At 60.2% G+C, this 17,869-nt stretch carries 15 protein-coding genes; 10 read left to right on the top strand and 5 right to left on the bottom strand.

Translation table 11 applies throughout. From position 1 onward, the window contains the following. Positions 1–113: 113 nt before the first annotated feature. Genes BK659_RS00520 through BK659_RS00510 form a run of 3 tightly spaced genes read right to left on the bottom strand, consistent with a single transcriptional unit; the run spans position 114 to position 5,063 of the window. Entirely contained in the window at positions 114–2,012 is a 1,899-nt protein-coding gene (locus BK659_RS00520) for an ATP-binding protein (protein WP_123423254.1), read from the bottom strand. Beyond that, on the bottom strand, positions 2,009–2,938 hold the full coding sequence (locus BK659_RS00515; protein ID WP_123423253.1) for an ABC transporter substrate-binding protein: 930 nt from the start codon (positions 2,936–2,938) through the stop codon (positions 2,009–2,011). The genes BK659_RS00520 and BK659_RS00515 overlap by 4 nt, the downstream gene beginning before the upstream one ends. Position 2,939: 1 nt before the next feature. Continuing rightward, the gene (locus tag BK659_RS00510; protein WP_123423252.1) at positions 2,940–5,063 is read right to left on the bottom strand and encodes a TonB-dependent receptor plug domain-containing protein; all 2,124 of its coding nucleotides are present in this window, start codon (positions 5,061–5,063) and stop codon (positions 2,940–2,942) included. 197 nt (positions 5,064–5,260) lie between these two features. Between BK659_RS00510 and BK659_RS00505 the strand changes: the two genes are divergently transcribed. The 5 genes from BK659_RS00505 (at position 5,261) to BK659_RS00485 (ending at position 9,416) form a co-directional block, all read left to right on the top strand. Further along, on the top strand, positions 5,261–6,286 hold the full coding sequence (locus BK659_RS00505; protein WP_123423251.1) for an NAD(P)H-dependent glycerol-3-phosphate dehydrogenase: 1,026 nt from the start codon (positions 5,261–5,263) through the stop codon (positions 6,284–6,286). A gap of 31 nt (positions 6,287–6,317) precedes the next feature. After that, complete coding sequence (locus BK659_RS00500; RefSeq protein WP_123423250.1) at positions 6,318–6,665, top strand: DUF4389 domain-containing protein; 348 nt, start codon at positions 6,318–6,320, stop codon at positions 6,663–6,665. Next, positions 6,662–7,111: a phosphohistidine phosphatase SixA gene (gene sixA / locus BK659_RS00495; protein WP_123423249.1), complete on the top strand. Its 450-nt coding sequence runs from the start codon at positions 6,662–6,664 to the stop codon at positions 7,109–7,111. The genes BK659_RS00500 and sixA overlap by 4 nt, the downstream gene beginning before the upstream one ends. A 163-nt stretch (positions 7,112–7,274) precedes the next feature. Next, on the top strand, positions 7,275–8,942 hold the full coding sequence (locus tag BK659_RS00490) for an AMP-binding protein (protein ID WP_123423248.1): 1,668 nt from the start codon (positions 7,275–7,277) through the stop codon (positions 8,940–8,942). 30 nt (positions 8,943–8,972) lie between these two features. Further along, positions 8,973–9,416, top strand: coding sequence for a hotdog fold thioesterase (locus BK659_RS00485; protein ID WP_123423247.1), 444 nt, complete (start codon positions 8,973–8,975; stop codon positions 9,414–9,416). Positions 9,417–9,476: 60 nt separating this feature from the next. Here BK659_RS00485 and BK659_RS00480 read toward each other — a convergent pair whose 3' ends face one another. Next, positions 9,477–12,254, bottom strand: a complete 2,778-nt coding sequence (locus BK659_RS00480) for an RHS repeat-associated core domain-containing protein (protein WP_259740200.1) — start codon at positions 12,252–12,254, stop codon at positions 9,477–9,479. Between the two features lie 387 nt (positions 12,255–12,641). Here BK659_RS00480 and BK659_RS00475 point away from each other — a divergent pair, with 387 nt between their 5' ends. The 5 genes from BK659_RS00475 to BK659_RS00455 all read left to right on the top strand — a co-directional run bounded on the left by BK659_RS00475 (position 12,642) and on the right by BK659_RS00455 (position 16,962). Continuing rightward, positions 12,642–13,448: an alpha/beta fold hydrolase gene (locus tag BK659_RS00475; protein ID WP_123423245.1), complete on the top strand. Its 807-nt coding sequence runs from the start codon at positions 12,642–12,644 to the stop codon at positions 13,446–13,448. Beyond that, positions 13,445–14,296: an alpha/beta hydrolase gene (locus tag BK659_RS00470; protein ID WP_123423244.1), complete on the top strand. Its 852-nt coding sequence runs from the start codon at positions 13,445–13,447 to the stop codon at positions 14,294–14,296. The genes BK659_RS00475 and BK659_RS00470 overlap by 4 nt, the downstream gene beginning before the upstream one ends. Positions 14,297–14,346: 50 nt before the next feature. Then, the gene (locus BK659_RS00465) at positions 14,347–15,006 is read left to right on the top strand and encodes a glutathione S-transferase family protein (RefSeq protein ID WP_123423243.1); all 660 of its coding nucleotides are present in this window, start codon (positions 14,347–14,349) and stop codon (positions 15,004–15,006) included. Between the two features lie 23 nt (positions 15,007–15,029). After that, complete coding sequence (locus BK659_RS00460; protein WP_123423242.1) at positions 15,030–15,836, top strand: DUF4892 domain-containing protein; 807 nt, start codon at positions 15,030–15,032, stop codon at positions 15,834–15,836. A gap of 73 nt (positions 15,837–15,909) precedes the next feature. After that, a complete protein-coding gene (locus BK659_RS00455; protein ID WP_123423241.1) occupies positions 15,910–16,962 on the top strand; it encodes an AI-2E family transporter in 1,053 nt (350 codons plus the stop codon). 102 nt (positions 16,963–17,064) lie between these two features. On the opposite strand, the gene xopAW is transcribed toward BK659_RS00455, so the two are convergent. Beyond that, on the bottom strand, positions 17,065–17,853 hold the full coding sequence (gene xopAW, locus BK659_RS00450; RefSeq protein ID WP_123423240.1) for a XopAW family type III secretion system calcium-binding effector: 789 nt from the start codon (positions 17,851–17,853) through the stop codon (positions 17,065–17,067). Positions 17,854–17,869 lie beyond the last annotated feature (16 nt).

The raw sequence follows: 17,869 nt of genomic DNA, 5'->3' as shown, positions 1-17,869 counted from the left end.
TGTACACTTGTGCACTGAAATTATTTTTCAAGCCCAATTTCGAGCTGTCAAGGTGCCTAAGACTGCCGCACTTTCGCCTTTCACGCCAGTCGCAGATGGTCGATCACTCTGCACTAGCGTACCCAACGTTGCAGAATTTGCTGCAGATCAGTGCGTTTGAAAGGTTTGGCCAGATAATCATTCATCCCCGCCGATAGACAGGCCTCGCGGTCACCCTGCAAAGCGTTGGCCGTCAGGGCGATAATCGGTAGATCGGCGCAGCCGGGCAGTTGGCGGATCTGCCGGGTGGCTTCGTAACCGTCGATGACCGGCAGCCGGCAATCCATCAGAATCGCCTCGAAAATCAGGCTCTCGGCGCTGCGTACCGCCTGCGCGCCGTCGGTGGCGACGCTGACAGTAAAGCCCAGGCTGCGCAGCATCGCTTCGATAACGGTCTGATTCACCGGGTTGTCTTCTACCAGCAGCACATTGCGCCCCTCGCCGTGGTCGTTGCCGGCCAGCGTGCGCGGTGTCAGGGCCGGCGGCGTCTGCAGGGACAGCGCCAGCGGAATCTCCAGAGTAAACACCGAGCCACGGCCTTCCTCGCTCTGGGCGCGCAGTGTGCCGCCCATCCGCTCGGCCAGCGTGCGCGCAATCGGCAGGCCCAGGCCGGTGCCGCCGTAGCGCCGGGAGATCGAGCTGTCGGCTTGCTGGAACGCGTTGAACATCAGCTCCAGGCTTTCGGCCGAAATGCCAATCCCGCTATCGCGCACGGTGCAGGTGAACCACAGCAGTTCATGGTCCAGCGATTGCCATTGCGGTTCAATCGTCACCCGACCTTTCTCGGTGAACTTCAGGGCATTGCCGATCAGGTTGACCAGGATCTGCCGGATCCGTGTCGGGTCGCCCTGGACTTGCAGCGCCTGCATGTCGTCGGGGATTTGCAATTCCAGGCTCAGGCCACGTTGCACCGCACTGTGCTGGAAGGCCTGGGCGCAGCTGCCGATCAGCTCGGCGAGGTTGAACGGGATGTGCTCCAGCTCCAGGGCCGAGCGTTCAATGCGCGAGAAGTCGAGAATGTCGTTGATGACCTTGAGCAAATGCTCGGTGGATTCCGACGCCAGTGCGGCGTACTCGATCTGTTCCTCGGTCATGTCGGTGGTTTCGAGCAGTTGCAGCATGCCCAGCACGCCATTCATCGGCGTGCGCAATTCATGGCTCATCATCGCCAGGAAGTCGGACTTGGCGCTGTTGGCCTTTTCCGCTTCTTCGCGGGTCTGGATCAGTTGCGCCATGGCCTGATGCTGCTCGCGGCTGGCGAGTTCGAGGCCATCGGCGAGGTTGTTGATGTGGCGCGACAGGTTGCCCAGTTCGGCGTCATCGACGATGGGCAGCGGTGTTTTGAAATCGCCCTGCTGAATTGCCTTCACCGCATTACCCATGGCGCTGATGGGCTCTGACAGGCTGGCGGCCAGGCGCCGGGCGAGCAGGAAGGTAAAGAGCAGGGCGAACAGCGCAAGGATCGCGGCCTTGAGCAGGATTTCCTGTTGCCGCTGGCTGAAGGCATCGTTGGACATGCCGACGATGACCCGCCCCAGATAGTCTTCGGAGGGGCCAATGGCCGGCGGCGGCCCCTGCAGGAAATCGTCGCTGAGCTTGATCCGTTGCAAGCGCACCGGTGCCTGGAACGCTTCGATCTGTTGCGAGCGTTGGCGGCTTTCCGAGGGCTGCTCGACGTGTACCAGAACCTTGTTGGCGTTGTCCTGCACCTCCAGAAAACGCACATGCGGCGTTGTCAGCGAGGCCTTCATCAAGCTTTCGAGCACCTCATTGTTACCGGAGATCACGCCGTACTCGGTGGCCGGGGCCAGTTGATTGGCGATCAGTTGGCCGGTGTGGTTGAGCTCCTGGCGCAAGTCCTGGATTCGCACGATGGTAAAGAAGCTGATCAGCAGCAACGTCAGCAGCAGCGCCGGGCCGAGGCTGATGATCTGGGTGCGGGTATTGATGCCCCAATGGCGACGGAAGGTCATGGGCGGTTTTCTCCTTCGGCCAACTGTGTTGCAACAGCTGCGGGGTCAATCTGTTCGATGCCTAAGGAACGAGCGACCTGCGGATTACTTAACACCTTGAAGCGCTGCGGATAGAGCTCGCGCGGCCAAACGGCCGGTGAGCGGTCAAGCAAATCATCAAGGATAGCCAGCCAATCGCTCTGATCGCTGTAGCTGCTGGCCAGGCTGCCGGCCTTGACGAAGCCCGCGTTGGGACCGATCAACGCGAGCTGTCGGCCATAACTGCTGAGCAGCAGATTCTTGGCGGTTTTCGGGTTGTACAGGTCCGGGTCGTCGAGCCCCAGCAATACGTCGCTGTTCTTCAACAGGGTTTGCAGAGGCCGGCTGTCATTGGTGTTGTCCCAACGCTCGGCGACGATCTCCAGCCCCAGTCGGTGCGCGGCGTAGTGCAGTTCCTTGAGCAGAAATTCGCTGTTCGCCCCGTACAGCACGCCGACTCGTCGCGCTTGTGGCAACAGGGCCTGGGTCAGGCGAAGCTGGCGGCTCAGCGGTGGGTCGCTCCACAACAGACTCAGGTGCAGGGGCAGGGCATTACCCAAGCGTTGATTGGCTTGCAGGCGGCTAATGCGCAGCACCAGAGTCTCCGGCCCCTGGTTGTCTTGCAGGCGCCAGTCCAGGCTCGGCAGGTCGAGCAGGATCAGTCGGGTTGCGCTGGGTAGCCGGGACGGCGCGGGGAGGTCGGCAAGGCGTGTGAAGCGCACGCTGTCTTCGGGCCGCTGCTTGGCCAGGGCGCGGGTAAAGGCTTGCACGCCGGGACTGTCTTCGGCGCCGGTCAGCAACACGTCGGCAGCGCGCACGGGCAGACTGCTCAGGCAGACAAGCAACAGTCCCCAAACCCAAGGCCGGCGGCTTCGGGGGGAGAGAGTACGAGTCTGGCTGTGGCGCATGTCAGAACTCTAACTCGGCGCTGAAGTAGAGCGCGTGGCGCGAGTCATAGTTGTTGTCGACGAAGGTGGTCGGCTGATTGTCGAGGCGTCGTTGCAGGATGCCGGCCAGTTCGAGGTTGGCCTTGCCCAGTGCAATGCGTTTGGCGATGCGCGTGTCGACACGTTCGAAGCGGTAGCCATTCAATGCGTCGTCACCGTAGTAGAACAGCGCGCTATTCCAGCCGTCGCCCCAATCGTGCAACCAACCGGCCGAGCCGCTGTTGCGCGCGGTGAATTGTGCGTCCTGGGGGTTGCTGGCGTCGGCATCGACATAGGCGTAGGTCAGGCGCAACCGGTCGGCGGCGCTGACGCGCCAGTCAAGCTGGGTTTCAGTGCCGCTGAAGCGCGAGGCATTGCTGTTGCTGGCGATGTACTGATTGTTGCGCAGCGGCTCGCTGATCATGTTGGTGATTTCGTCGTAGAACAGTTTCACGTCGACGTTCAGCCCTAGGTCAGCGAAGAAGCCGTTATACCCCAGTTCCCGCGAACGCATGTGTTCTTGATCGAGGTTGCCGGGACCACGGGTCTTGACGAAATAACGGGCACTGGTTTGACCGTAGGCCCCGGGCCTGAGGTTGGTCACCTGGTAGCTCCAGTTGACGTTGTTCTCGAACATGTCGGGCGAGCGAATAGCCTCCGAATACACCGCGCGCAAACCGTGGCGCGGGTTGATCAGGTAATTGATCGCCACCCGTGGGGTTAGCGAATCGCCGATCAATTGGGTTTTTTCGTACATCGCACCGCCTTGCAGCAACCAGTGCTCGGTGGCACGCCACTCCAGTTGACCGAACAACCGCCAGATGGTGTCGTCAAGGGTGCCATTGAAGTACGTCTCGGAGTCGGCCCGGTCGTATCGATAGTTCATGCCACTGACCAATCGCAGGCTGTCGGACAGGCTCAGGGTGTCCTGCAGCTCAAGGTCGTAACGCGACTCGCGGGTGCTCTGGTCGATGTCACCGCAGACCGTGCGTTTGGCGCCACCCTTCCATTGATCGAGCACCTGGTTGGCCAGCGTCTGCTCGGCGGGTGTGCCGCGCGGTGCCCCTGTGCCGGTATAGCTTTCCATGTGCCGCGCCAGTCGCTCGGCATAGTTGGGGTTGAGCTGCCAGAGTTCGGTGAGTTCGGGGCTGAAGGACACTTCGGCGTCGCAGGCGCGCCAGACCTGCTGGCGATCCCAATGCTGCGCCGAACCCTGGACGTAGAGGCTGTGATCCGGGTTGAGCTCCAGGTTCCAGCGCAACGAACCGGCGTAATCCTTGGCTATCACGTCGGAGTTGTCGCCGGCCGAGGTAATCCCGGAAAACACCGGGCGGTAGGTATAAGGCCGCTGGTTGGTGCCGTCTTTGGCATTCAGCTGCCAATCGATGCTTTGCTGTTCGTTGAGCGTCTGGCTGACGGCCAGGTTGAAGCGGTTCAAGTGGCGACTGTCGCGGTAATCCGCACCCCAGCGATCCGAGTCGAAACCGTGGTCTTCCTGACCGGACAGCGACAGGCGCAGGTCGCCGGTTTCCCAGCCGGTGCCCTGGCTGGCGTACCAGTCGTTGATGCCGCGTTCACCGCGGGTGACTTTCATGCGCGTGCCATGGCTGTTGGCCGGCGCGCGGGTGATGATGTTAACCACTGCCATCAGCGCGTTGGCGCCATAGCTGACGGTGTTCGGGCCACGGAAAACCTCGATGCGCTCGATGTCTTCCATGGCCACCGGAATGTCGCTCCAGTCCACGGTCGCCAGGCCGGCGCGGTACACCGAGCGGCCGTCGATCAACACTTGCATGCGCCGTGCTTCGCTGGCATTGGTGCCGTGATAGTTCACCGCTGCCTGGTTGCCGCTGACGTTACCGACCATCATCCCCGGTACCAGCCGCAGCAATTCGCTGATGTCCCGGGCACCGCTGGCCTTGATCAACTCGCTGTCGATCACCGTCATGCTGCCGGGCACGGCGGCTGGCGACTGTTTCAGTCGAGTGGCGGTCAATACCTGGGGCAGTGGAGAGTTGTCGAGGAACAGGTCGTCGGCCAATAGCGGGTCGCTGAGCATCAACGCCAGAGCCAGCGATGAACGAAAGTGTGGGGGGCCAACAGACACGGAGCAGCCTTGATAGCGGTTGATTGCGGCGCATGTTAACCGAGCTGTTCGAGTTTTTCAGTCACGATGCCGGCATTTTCCTCGGATTTTGTGGTCTGCTTCCTACAAGTGCCGGTAATTGACACAGGGGCTGGCCGGCGCTGGACCGCTCCGTATAATGCGGTTATTGCCACTGGTATTGGATTAACGGATTACATATGACTGAACAGCGCCCGATTGCGGTCCTGGGAGGCGGAAGTTTTGGTACCGCCGTGGCTAATTTGTTGGCCGAGAACGGTCATCAGGTCCGGCAGTGGATGCGCGATCCTCAACAGGCCGAGGCCATTCGGGTTAACCGCGAGAATCCACGCTACCTCAAAGGCATCAAGGTTCACCCTGCGGTGGAGCCGGTCACCGACCTGCTGGCCACCCTGAATGATTGCGACCTGTGTTTCGTCGCACTGCCTTCCAATGCCCTGCGTTCGGTACTGGTGCCGTATGCCGAGCGCCTGAGCGGCAAGTTGCTGGTGAGCCTGACCAAAGGCATTGAAGCCCATACCTTCAAGCTGATGAGCGAAATTCTTCAGGAAATCGCCCCGCAAGCGCGCATCGGCGTGTTGTCCGGGCCGAACCTGGCCCGTGAAGTGGCCGAACACGCGCTGACCGCCACGGTGGTCGCCAGTGAAGATGAAGAGCTTTGCCAGCGGGTTCAGGCTGCGCTGCACGGTCGGACCTTTCGCGTGTACGCCAGTGCCGACCGTTATGGCGTGGAGCTGGGCGGGGCACTGAAAAACGTCTACGCGATCATCGCCGGCATGGCGGTGGCGTTGGGTATGGGCGAGAACACCAAGAGCATGCTGATCACCCGGGCATTGGCGGAAATGACCCGCTTCGCGGTGAATCAGGGCGCCAACCCGATGACTTTCCTCGGACTGGCCGGGGTAGGCGACCTGATCGTTACCTGTTCGTCACCGAAAAGTCGCAACTATCAAGTTGGTTTTGCTCTCGGCCAGGGCATGAGCCTGGAGGAGGCGGTGACGAGCCTTGGTGAAGTCGCCGAAGGCGTCAACACCCTCAAGGTGCTTAAGACCAAGGCACAGGAAGTCGGGGTTTACATGCCGTTGGTCGCTGGTTTGCATGCGATTCTGTTTGAAGGGCGCACGCTCAATCAGGTCATTGAACTGTTGATGCGCGGCGAGCCGAAAACCGATGTCGACTTTATCTCCACCAGCGGTTTCAACTGAGTACTCAATTCACAGGGGCAGGGAGCGAGACATGAACGATCCAAAAGTAGAAGCCAGGTACGAATCCATTCTGCTGCGCGTGCTGTGGATGCTGGTGTATGTGCTGGTCTGGCAGGTCGCGCAATTTATCCTTGGCGCCGTGGTGCTGGTGCAGCTCATCTATCGGTTGATCTACGGCGCACCGAACGCCGGCCTGATGAACTTCGGTGACAGCCTCAGCCAGTTCCTGGCGCAGATCGGCCGTTTCGGCAGTTTCCACAGCGACCAGAAACCGTGGCCATTCGCCGACTGGCCAGCCCCGCGGACACCGGAAGGCGAGGCGCCGCATGCCGTACCGCCAGCGCCGCATCCGGCCCGTGATGAGGAGCCGAAGCTATGAAAGTCTGGGTGTTGCGCCACGGTGAAGCCGAGTCTCACGCCCGTAGCGACGCTGAGCGGGAGTTGACCGCGCAGGGTCGCGAAGAAGTGCTGCGCAGTGCCGCGCAACTGATCGGTCAACCGATTCAGGCAATTATCGCCAGCCCGTATGTACGGGCGCAGCAGACTGCGCAATTGGTACGCGAGGCGCTGGGCTTCGAGCCGGAGATCCGCACCGAGGCATGGCTGGCGCCTGACAGCAATCCGTTGAGCGTCGTCGATCATCTCGACTCGGCGGAGAACATCCTGTTGGTCAGCCATAACCCGTTGGTGGGGAGTTTGATCGGCTACTTGCAGCACGGCCATTTGCGTGAGCCGCAGCCGATGAGCACCGCCAGCCTGGCCGAGCTTGAGGCTGATTTACCGTTGGCCGGGGGCATGACGCTCAATAGCGTCAAGAACCCGTAATCTGCGGGGGGAATGGATAATCCGTAGCAGCTGCCGAACGCAGGCTGCGCCAGCTGCTACGGGAATGCGTTCTCTTGCTTGGATTTTGTTTTGAAATAGCCAACCAAGCAGTTGCTTGGTTGACTACGCTTGCCGCCACACCGAACAAAAAGGAGCGCATCGCATGTCCGCCGCTTTTCGTTTGCCGCTGCAAGTGTTCTACGAGCGTGAAGCTCGCCATCCCCGTCAGCGTTTTCTGGTCCAGCCGATTGGCGGTGGCCAGGTTGAGACGCTGACCTGGGCCGACGTCGGCCATCAGGCGCGGTGCGCCGCTCACTGGCTGCGTGCCCGGGAGCTGCCCCAAGGCAGCCACATTGCCCTGATCTCGAAAAACTGCGCGCACTGGATCATCGCCGATCTGGCAATCTGGATGGCCGGGCATGTCTCCGTTCCGTTGTACCCCAACCTCACCGCCGACTCGGTGGCCCAGGTGCTCGAACACTCCGAAGCCGCGCTGGTGTTCATCGGCAAGCTGGACGATTGGCCGGGCATGTCCAGGGGCGTCAGAGCCAATCTGCCGAGCATCAGCCTGCCGTTGTGTCCGGCGGGTGAATTCGATTTCAGTTGGGCCGACCTGCAACGCAGTTCACCGATTCAGGATGATCCGACACCCGGCGCCGACCAGTTGGCGACGATTATCTACACGTCTGGCACCACCGGTTTGCCGAAAGGTGTGATGCACAGCTTCGGCAACCTGGGCTTCGCCACCACTCATGGCACACAGCTGTTTGGTCTCAATGAGTCGGACCGCTTGTTGTCGTACCTGCCGTTGTGCCACGTCGCCGAACGGATGTTTGTCGAGCTGGCGTCGATCTACACCGGGCAAACGGTATTTTTTGCCGAAAGCCTCGACACCTTTCTCACCGATTTGCAGCGCGCGCGGCCGACGGCGTTGTTTGGTGTGCCGCGCATCTGGAGCAAATTTCAGATGGGCGTGTACAGCAAGATTCCGGCAAAGCGCCTCGACTTTCTCCTTGGCTTGCCGATCATCGGCAAGCGGATCGGGCACAAGGTGCTCGCAGGTTTGGGGCTGGATGCCTTGCGTATTGCCTTGTCGGGCGCTGCGCCGGTGCCGCCGGCCTTGTTGCACTGGTACAAACGCCTGGGGCTGGAGGTGCTTGAGGTCTACGGCATGACCGAAAGCTGCGGTTATTCCCATATTTGCCTGCCGGGCCAGAACAAGCCTGGCTGGATCGGCAAGCCGTGCCCGGAGGTGGAGGTGCGGATCGAGGACTCGGGTGAAGTGCTGGTGCGCAGTGGCGCGACCATGCTCGGCTATTTCAAGGAGCCGCAGAAAACCGCTGAGGCGATCACCGAGGACGGCTTTCTGCGCACCGGTGACAAGGGCGAACAGGACGCCGAAGGCAACTTGCGTCTGACCGGGCGACTCAAGGAAATTTTCAAGACCAGCAAGGGCAAATACGTAGCACCGGCGCCGATTGAAAACCGTCTGGCGGTGCATTCGCGCATCGAGCAGGTGTGTGTGGTCGGCGACGGTCTGAGTGCGCCACTGGGGCTTTGCGTGCTCTCGGCAGTGGGTTTGCGGGACGCCGCCAGCGTGGCGCGCAATGCCTTGCAGTCGAGCCTGGAAAGCTTGCTCGAAGAGGTCAACGGCGCCCTCGACAAACACGAACGCTTGCGCCAACTGGTGGTGGTCAAGGACAGTTGGGCGGTGGAAAACGGCTTTCTCACGCCGACTTTGAAGATCAAGCGTAACGTGATCGAAGCGGCGTATGGCGCACGGTTCGAAGAGTGGAGTGCACGCAGCGAAGCCGTGTTGTGGCAGGATTGACCTGAACTAAAACCAACGAAGGATGCAGCGATGAGTCTGTGGCGTACCGCTCCCAACATTGAACAGTTGAACGCGATTCAGAAAAACACTATCGGCGAAGTGCTGGATATACGCTTCGAGGCGTTTGATGATGAATCGTTGACTGCCAGCATGGTTGTCGACCATCGCACCCATCAGCCCTACGGTTTACTGCATGGCGGCGCCTCGGTGGTCTTGGCGGAAACCGTCGGCTCCATGGCCAGCTTCCTGTGCATCGACACCAGCAAATTCTATTGCGTGGGCCTGGAAATCAACGCCAACCACTTGCGCGGCCTGCGCAGCGGTCGGGTGACGGCGGTGGCCAAGCCGATCCACATCGGCCGCACCACGCACGTCTGGGATATTCGCTTGAGCAGCGATGAAGGCAAAGCCAGCTGCGTGTCGCGGTTGACCATGGCGGTGGTGCCACTGGGTGAAACGCCGCCGGTGCGTTGATGAGGATTGATCGTGTGAGCATCGGTGCGGAACTCGTACCGATGCTCTTTGTATTTCGGATCAATGTTGTTCACGAAATAGCCTGTCCAGATGCAGACTTCCTTCCCAGTATCCCCGGTGTGGATTGGAAGGTGTTGCATCACTACCTCGTTTCGCAGCACCAGGTGCTTCAATGTCAAGCAGCGGGGATAGAGAATCTTTGATATACCCCTTCTTGACTTGCTCCATGGCCAGTCCGCGACCTTCAGTGTAGAAACCGAGCAGGCCGCTCAGTGCTCCCTGTAGTGCTGGATGCAGACTCTTGATGTAAGGGGTGAGCAATCCGTTCAGAAAACGGTACGTGGAGCCCGATACCGAACGCCCTGCGCCCCCATGAAGTGTGTTTCCCCAGTTACTCGGTATGGCAGCGTTGGTGCTGTCGTCGTAGTAGGTATGGTCTGAAGGATAGGGCCGCATATAGGTCCCTAGAAAGCCATCTATCGATTCGGCCACAGGACCCAGGATTCCACTGATCGACGAGGGCAGGAGCGAATTGAGCGCGCCTATGCCGGCTCGAATGACCCCATATCCCAGCGATGTCTTAAGCACTGAGGGGGATTTTTCGGAGAAGCCGGCAGTCGCTTGGAATTTGATTGCTGCGCCAGGGGTGAATGTATCCGCTGCAAATTGGCGTGCATATCCACCGAGCACGGCGGCGATGCGTCCGATGGCATCGCTGTGGAGTTCTGGATCTGAACCGGCCGATGGGACACCTTGTTCACTGAGCAACGCAGGAGTTGCAGCAGAAATAGCACCTACAACGCCGACAATTGCGGCTATGCCACTGCTTTGCGTATAGCCTTTTGTGAGCCCGTAGCCGACATACAAGGCTGCTCCCCCCTCTAATGATGCGGCTAGCATATGCAGGCCAAAATTGACTTCGGGACTCGGTGGGATTTGTTCGAGTATATGCCGTGTTGCAAGTTGCACCCCGATGCCGAAGGCAGCGGCAGCTCCGTCGCGCACTGCTGCTGCGGCGGCTGCGTTGAAGCGACTGGCATCGACCTTCATCAAGCCTTGCATATCCACATGGCTTATTGGGTTGCCAGCGACCATCGCATACAGATTCAACCCATCCGCCGTCCCCGCAGGATCGGCGCTCAGCCAGCGCTGGCGCCAGGGCAGGTAGTACCGATGGCCGTAGTAATACAACCCCGTTGCATCCCGCTCCTTGCCTGAGTAGCGAATAGTCTTGTAACTCGCCTCGACCTTGTCCCGCCCGGCCCACCAGCATGTCCCGCCATAGGGGTAGTAGTTTTCCTGGCTGATGAGTTCGGCCAGGTCATCCAGCTCCTGCGTGCTGGAACCCAGATGATCGGTGAAGGTGTAGCGGTGCTGGTTCTCGGGAATGTCAGCGCGCATACCTTTTTTCCAGTGCAGCACCTGCACCGTGCAGCGTCCGGCCTGCACGGTGATGACGTGCAGGGTTTCCTTGGGGCCTGTGCGAGTTTCCACGCCGGGTAGGTAGCGGGTTTCGTGGGTGTGGGTCAGTGTGCCGGTGTAAGCCGTGCGGATTTTTCGTTGGCGTTGGCCGCCGCTGTCGTAAATGTAGATTTCGGCGTCGTGGGGCTCTTCTTCACGTTCCACCTGATCTACCTGGCGCAACTGGTTGCGCAGGTCCCACATCAGGGATTGGCCGGGTTGCAACGTGTTCAAGTTGCCATTGAGGTCGTAACCGGCGTGAATCTCATCTTCGTCAGGATGTTCACCATCTGCGTTGTAGGGCAGGCTGCGGTTGCTAAGTGCGGCGACAGCGGTGTGCTCGGTACGGCTGCCACTGTTGGCAGAGTGTTGCAGCAGTTCCAAATTGCCTGCGCGGTCGTAGTGGTAGGTCTGCTGGTAGTTTTCCAGTTGGCCGGGATCGGCGGGTGACTGAAAGGCCGGTAAGTGCGGGCCGCCCGGAGCATTACGGGTTTGTCGGCCGCTGGCAAAGATCAATCGATACAGGCTGTCGTACTCGTAGGTATTGATCGCAGCCACTCGCTGATTGCGAAAGTAGCGAGTCGACTGGGCTGCATCGCTGACGCTGTAGATATTGCCCGCGGGATCGTAGTCGTAGGTCAGGTCTTGCAACGGTGCTTTTCCCTGGGCCTGTGCCTTGAGCTGGAGTAGCCGGCCGTCCTCGACGGCATAGGTCGCGTAGGACACCACCCCATTGCCTGCACGTTGCTGTTCAATCTGGCCGAAGGCGTTGTAGCGGATGGCGCTGACCAGCGTCTTCTCTTCGGCAGCGCCGTCCAGTTTCAGGCGCACCTCTTGCAATTTGCCAGCGCGGGTCTGACTGAAGATTTGCCGGTTGCCCCCGGCGTCGGTCTGTTCGCACGGTTCGCCAACGGCGTTGTGGCGTACGCGGGTGATAGCTGGCTCGAGTTCCAGCAAGGCGTCGCGTTCGGTTTCGACGTCGGGCCAATTCACCAGCCACTGCGGGTCAGCGATGAATTGTCGAGACTGCTCGAGGGGGGCACTCGCAAGGCTGAATTCAGTGAAGTGCTGGGTGCCGGCGGTATCGTCAAGGCGGATCAATCGACCGCAGCGGTTGTGGGCTGCGGTTTCTGCTGTGGCATCGGCGTAGGAAAAGCGCTCGGTACAACGCTCCGGTTCACCGTGAGCCTGTTCGAAAACTGCACTCGGTCGCAGCAGATCGTCATGGATCGCGCGGCTTTGGTTACGTTTTTGATCCCAGCCTTGCAACTGTTGTCCGGTAGCACCCAGTAATCCCAGGCGCCATCCGGCGTCGCTGTTATCGGACAGCAGTGCCGCGCCCGACAGGCTGAATACCGTGGACTGGTTGACCGCCACCCCGGAGCCGCTTTCGAACAACTGGAACAGACGCGGGTCACGGCTATGAACGGCGCGCCCAGCCGCATCGTAGACCTGCTGAGTGATGTGTGAATCCACCGTGTCGCCTGCTTTGCGCCGATGATAAGCCACTGCCCGCACCGCTAGCCCGCGAGGGTCGATTGCAGCAATGGTCGGCGTGTTGGCGTGTGTCATGGACTACCCATATTAACGACGTTGGGGGACCGGTCCTTTTCGAACTAACCGGGCCCGTTGTCAACTGTCAGAATTAACAGGTAAGCCCATTACCACGGCAGGACTGTCATCATTCCTGGCAGTTACGGTCATTGCTGTGAGCGTGCGTCTTACGGACAATCAACACCTGATTTTGTTTATGGACGCGCCGTTATGTCGCAGCAGATATTTTTCGCCCATGCCAATGGCTTTCCTTCAGGCACTTACGGCAAGTTGTTTGCCGCGCTGGCGCCGGAGTACCAGGTCGCGCATCTGCAGCAGCACGCCCATGACCCACGGTTCCCGGCGGACGACAACTGGCACAACCTGGTGGATGAACTGATCCATCACCTTCAGCTGCAACCCGAACCGGTGTGGGGCGTTGGCCATTCCTTTGGTGGTGTCTTGCACCTGCACGCGGCGCTGCGTTGCCCTGAACTGTATCGCGGCGTGGTGATGCTGGATTCACCGGTGCTGACCCGCCCCGATCAGTGGGTCATCCGCGCGGCCAAGCATTTTGGCTTTATCGATCGCTTGACTCCGGCTGGCCGCACTTTAGGGCGTCGCGAGGAGTTCGCCGATCTGGAATCGGCGCGCAGTTATTTCGCCGGTAAAACCCTGTTTCGCGGCTTCGACCCGGAATGCTTCGATGCCTATTTGCAACACGGCCTGCACAAGGTCGGTGATCGCCTGCGCTTGCGCTTCGATCCGGCCACCGAGATCAGCATCTACCGTGGCGTGCCGCACACAAGTCCAGGCCGTCCTCGCCAGTTGAAAGTGCCGCTGGCGGTGGTTCGTGGCCGGCAGAGCCGGGTGGTGATGCGCCATCACGCAAGCTTCGTGGGGCGTATGCCGCAAGGCGAGTCGTTGACGATGCCCGGCGGCCACATGTTTCCCCTCGAACGCCCGCAAGACACCGCGACGTTGCTGAAAAGCCTGTTCAGCCGTTGGGAAGGGCGCAGCGAACGGAGTTGCGCATGAGCAACGTCGAAGAAGTTCGTTTGAGCCTGCCGCATATCGAGTTGGCCGCGCACTTGTTCGGCCCCGAAGATGGCCTGCCGGTGATTGCCTTGCACGGTTGGCTCGACAACGCCAACAGCTTTGCGCGCCTGGCGCCGAAGCTTGAAGGTTTGCGGATTGTCGCGCTGGACATGGCCGGTCACGGGCATTCCGGGCATCGGCCGTTGGGCGCCGGTTATGCGTTGTGGGATTACGCTCACGATGTGCTGCAAGTCGCCGAGCAGATGGGCTGGAAGCGTTTTGCGCTGCTGGGTCACTCCATGGGCGCGATCGTTTCGGTGGTGCTCGCCGGTGCCCTGCCTGAGCGCGTGACGCACCTGGCGCTGATCGATGGGGTGATTGGGCCCACCGCCGCTCATGACAACGCCGCCGAACGCATGGGCATGGCCCTGCAAGCGCAGCTGGACCTGCAAGAAAAGCGCAAACCGGTTTACAACACCCTGGATCGAGCCATCGAAGCGCGCATGAAAGGCCTGGTCGCGGTCAGTCGCGAAGCCGCTGAATTACTCGCTCAGCGTGGATTGATGCCCGTGCCGGGCGGCTACACCTGGCGTACCGACAGTCGCCTGACGCTGGCGTCTCCATTACGTCTGTCAGATGAACAGGCAATGTCCTTCGTTCAGCGCATCGGTTGTCCCACGCAGCTAGTGGTTGCCGCTGATGGCATGCTCGCCAAACATCCAGAATTGCTGGAACGTCTACCCTTTAGCCGTGAACAGCTGCCTGGCGGCCATCATTTGCACCTGAATGACGAGCCCGGCGCCGCCCTTGTTGCAGACTGTTTCAATCGGTTCTTCGCCGTTCCTTGACTTGCAGCGGGCAACTGTCGAGGCTGGGCGGGTTGAAATGGGAGACAACCATGATAGATCTCTACACTGCTGCGACCCCGAATGGCCATAAGGTCTCTATCGTGCTCGAGGAACTCGGCATGCCCTATACGGTGCATGCCTTGAGTTTCGACAAGAAGGAACAAAAGGCTCCAGAGTTTCTCAAGATCAATCCCAATGGCCGGATCCCGGCGATTGTCGACCGTGCCAACGGTGATTTTGCCGTGTTCGAATCTGGCGCGATTCTCATCTACTTGGCTGAACTGAGCGGGAAACTGCTGCCCAAAGACCCGAAAGGGCGCTCGGTGGCGATCCAGTGGCTGATGTTCCAGATGGGCGGCATTGGCCCGATGCAGGGCCAGGCCAACGTGTTTTTCCGTTACTTCCCGGAAAAGCTCCAGGGCGCCATCGACCGCTATCAACATGAAACCCGGCGTTTGTATGAAGTACTGAACACACGCCTGGAAACCGTCGAGTACCTGGCCGATGAGTACAGCATTGCTGACATCGCCACGTATCCGTGGGTTCGTGGCTATGAATGGTCGGGTGTTTCGGTAGACGGTCTACCTGCCTTGCAGCGCTGGATGGCTGCGATGGAGGCCCGTCCTGCGGTGCAGCGTGGCTTGCAGGTCCCGCCGCGTACCGAAGATGCCGATGTGGTCAAAGGCGCCCAGGCCATGCTGATCCGATGAGAGTACCTTCAAGGTTGAAAAGCATGCGTTTGATCGGTTTGTTGGGGCTGGGGTGTTTCAGTTCGCTGGTGTTTGCCGTCGATGTACCTGGAAGTCACGATTTGCCACTGGTGCCGCGTCTGGCCGATGCGCAGATCGTCGACTATCGCCCGGCGGCTGAGCTTGAACGGATCTATCCCGTTGGCTCGATCCGCAAAATCAGCGGCCAGCTGCGTTTTGATGGTCAGGTCAGCGCCCGTGGAAAAGTAACGTCGGTTACCTATGAGTTGCCGCCGGAGCACTCGTCCACCGAGGCCTTCACCGCCGCTCGCGAAGCCTTGCAGAAGCAGGGCGCCGAGCTGTTGTTCTGGTGCCAGGCCCGCGATTGTGGCGAAAGCAGCCTGTGGGCCAATCAAGTGTTCGGTAACGCAAAACTCTATGGTGCCGACGATCAACAGGCTTATCTGCTGCTGCGACTCGCGGCACCGCAGGATAACTCGCTGGTGGCGCTTTACAGCATCACTCGCGGTAATCGAAAAGCCTATCTGCATGTCGAGCAATTCGAGGCCAGTACACCACTGGGCGAGTTGTTGCCGACTTCGGCGACCCTGTTGCGTCAACTCAAGGACACCGGCGTGCTCGATCTGCCGCGTCTGACGGGTGATCCACAAGCGGTTTGGCTGACGTTGCTGTCGCGTGGCTTGAACCTCGATACCACCTTGCGCGTCAGCGTTTCCGGAATCAACGCCGAGGCCTGGCGTCAGGCGCTGATCGGGCAAGGCGTGCGTGCAGCACGGATGGAGCTTGGCAACGTGCCAGCAACCGGTCTGCACATCGAGTTTCTGCGCTAGGCTTTTCCCTTTGGCGAACGTGCCATTGGCCGTTCGCCTACTTTTTGTTGGTTGACTTTGCTCGAGATTTTTCATGCTCAATAACGATCGACTGTTGGTGCAGATCCTGCTCCTGGTGTTGTTCGGTGCCAGCTTCTGGGTGATGGCGCCCTTCTGGTCGGCGCTGTTCTGGGGCGCTGTGCTGGCGTTTGCCAGTTGGCCGCTGATGCGCTTGCTGACCCGCTGGCTCCACGGTCGCGAATCCCTCGCGGCGGCGCTGCTGACGCTGGGCTGGATGGTGCTGGTGGCGGTGCCGTTGGTGTGGCTCGGTTTTAACCTGGCCGATCATGTGCGCGATGCAACGGTGTTCATCAAGGACGTGCAGGTTGAAGGTTTGCCGGAAGCTCCGGTGTGGCTCGGCGGGATTCCGCTGGTGGGTGAGCGGCTGGTAGGACTCTGGAACAGCATTGACCAGCAAGGCGCGGCGTTGATGCTGGCGGTCAAACCCTATCTGGGGCAGGTCGGCAACTGGTTGCTAGCGCGCAGTGCGCAAATCGGCGGGGGGATTCTCGAGCTGACCTTGAGCATCGTTTTCGTGTTCTTTTTCTATCGGGACGGCCCGCGACTGGCGACGTTCGTTCATCGTCTGCTGGAGCGGCTGATCGGCGAGCGTGCCGGTTACTACATCGAACTGGTGGCCGGAACGGTGCAGCGGGTGGTCAACGGCGTCATCGGCACTGCCGCCGCCCAGGCGATCCTGGCGTTGATCGGTTTCCTGATTGCCGGTGTGCCCGGCGCGCTGGTGCTGGGTATCGTCACCTTCCTGCTCAGCCTGATTCCCATGGGTCCGCCGCTGGTGTGGATTCCGGCCACTGCCTGGCTGGCCTGGAAGGGCGAATACGGCCTGGCGGTGTTCCTCGGCATTTGGGGCACGTTCATCATCAGTGGTGTCGACAACGTGCTCAAACCTTACCTGATCAGTCGTGGCGGCAACCTGCCGCTGGTGATTGTGTTGCTTGGGGTGTTTGGCGGGTTGATCGCCTTTGGCTTTATCGGGTTGTTCATCGGCCCGACCCTGTTGGCCGTGGCGTACAGCCTGTTGATCGACTGGAGTAACAGTCAGGCGCGGGTTGACAACAAGAGTTGAGTCGTCTGTGAAAAGATCGCAGCCTGCGGCAGCTCCTACGGTAAATGCGAATACCGCGTAGGAGCTGCCGCAGGCTGCGATCTTTTCAGGGTTTCACTTGAATCAGGCTGCGGCGCTCAGGTTTTTGCTTGAGTTCAGCGAATTGGTCTGCGAGTACTGCTGATTCATGCTGACGATCAACTTGCTCAAGGCCTCGGCGACGGCGCTTTGATCGATGGTGCCGCTGGTTTGGCTGCTGCCCGTTTGCAATGCGGTGAGCAGGTCTGCGCCATTGTCGGTGCTGCTGGTGGATGAGCTTGAAGCCAATGCGCTGTTCAGTTCGCTGGCGCTGATACTACCATCACCGTTTGTGTCGAGTTGACCAAACAAGGACTGGCTGGACAGTTGTTGCGGCGGCTGAGGCGGTGTGAGGGCGGCAACCAATTCGTCCTTGCTCACGGTCCCGTCGTTGTTCGTGTCCAGCGTGGCGAACAGGCTCTTGCTGTCGGCAGTGCTGCCGGCTTTCGTCAGGCCCGCGCTCAGCTCATCGCTGCTGATGCTGCCATTACCGTTGCTGTCCAGGAGACTGAGCATTGAGTCGGCCAGTTCCGTGCTGGGCGGCTGATCCTGATTGCTGCACTGTGACTGCGGGGTCATGGCGGCCATTTCAGTGCTGCTCAAGCCACCGCTGTTATCGGCATCCAGGCTGCTGAATTGCTGGCTCAGGCTGTTCAGTACGCGGCTGTCGCTTTTCTTCGCCAGGGCGGTGTTCAGTTCATCCTTGGAAACGGTTCCGTCGCCATTGGTGTCGAGCTTGGCGAACAGTTCTTTCTGACGCTGCTGGAGGCGGGCGGCATAGGCCGCACTGGTGGCGCTGGTATAGCTGGAGTTACTGCTGACGCTGCCGATCATGGGCTCACTCCCTGCG

The organism is Pseudomonas brassicacearum, from assembly GCF_003732225.1.
Classification (GTDB): domain Bacteria; phylum Pseudomonadota; class Gammaproteobacteria; order Pseudomonadales; family Pseudomonadaceae; genus Aquipseudomonas; species Aquipseudomonas brassicacearum_E.
The sequence above is the reverse complement of the archived record's forward strand: the minus strand, read 5'-3'. Positions and strand labels throughout refer to the sequence as shown.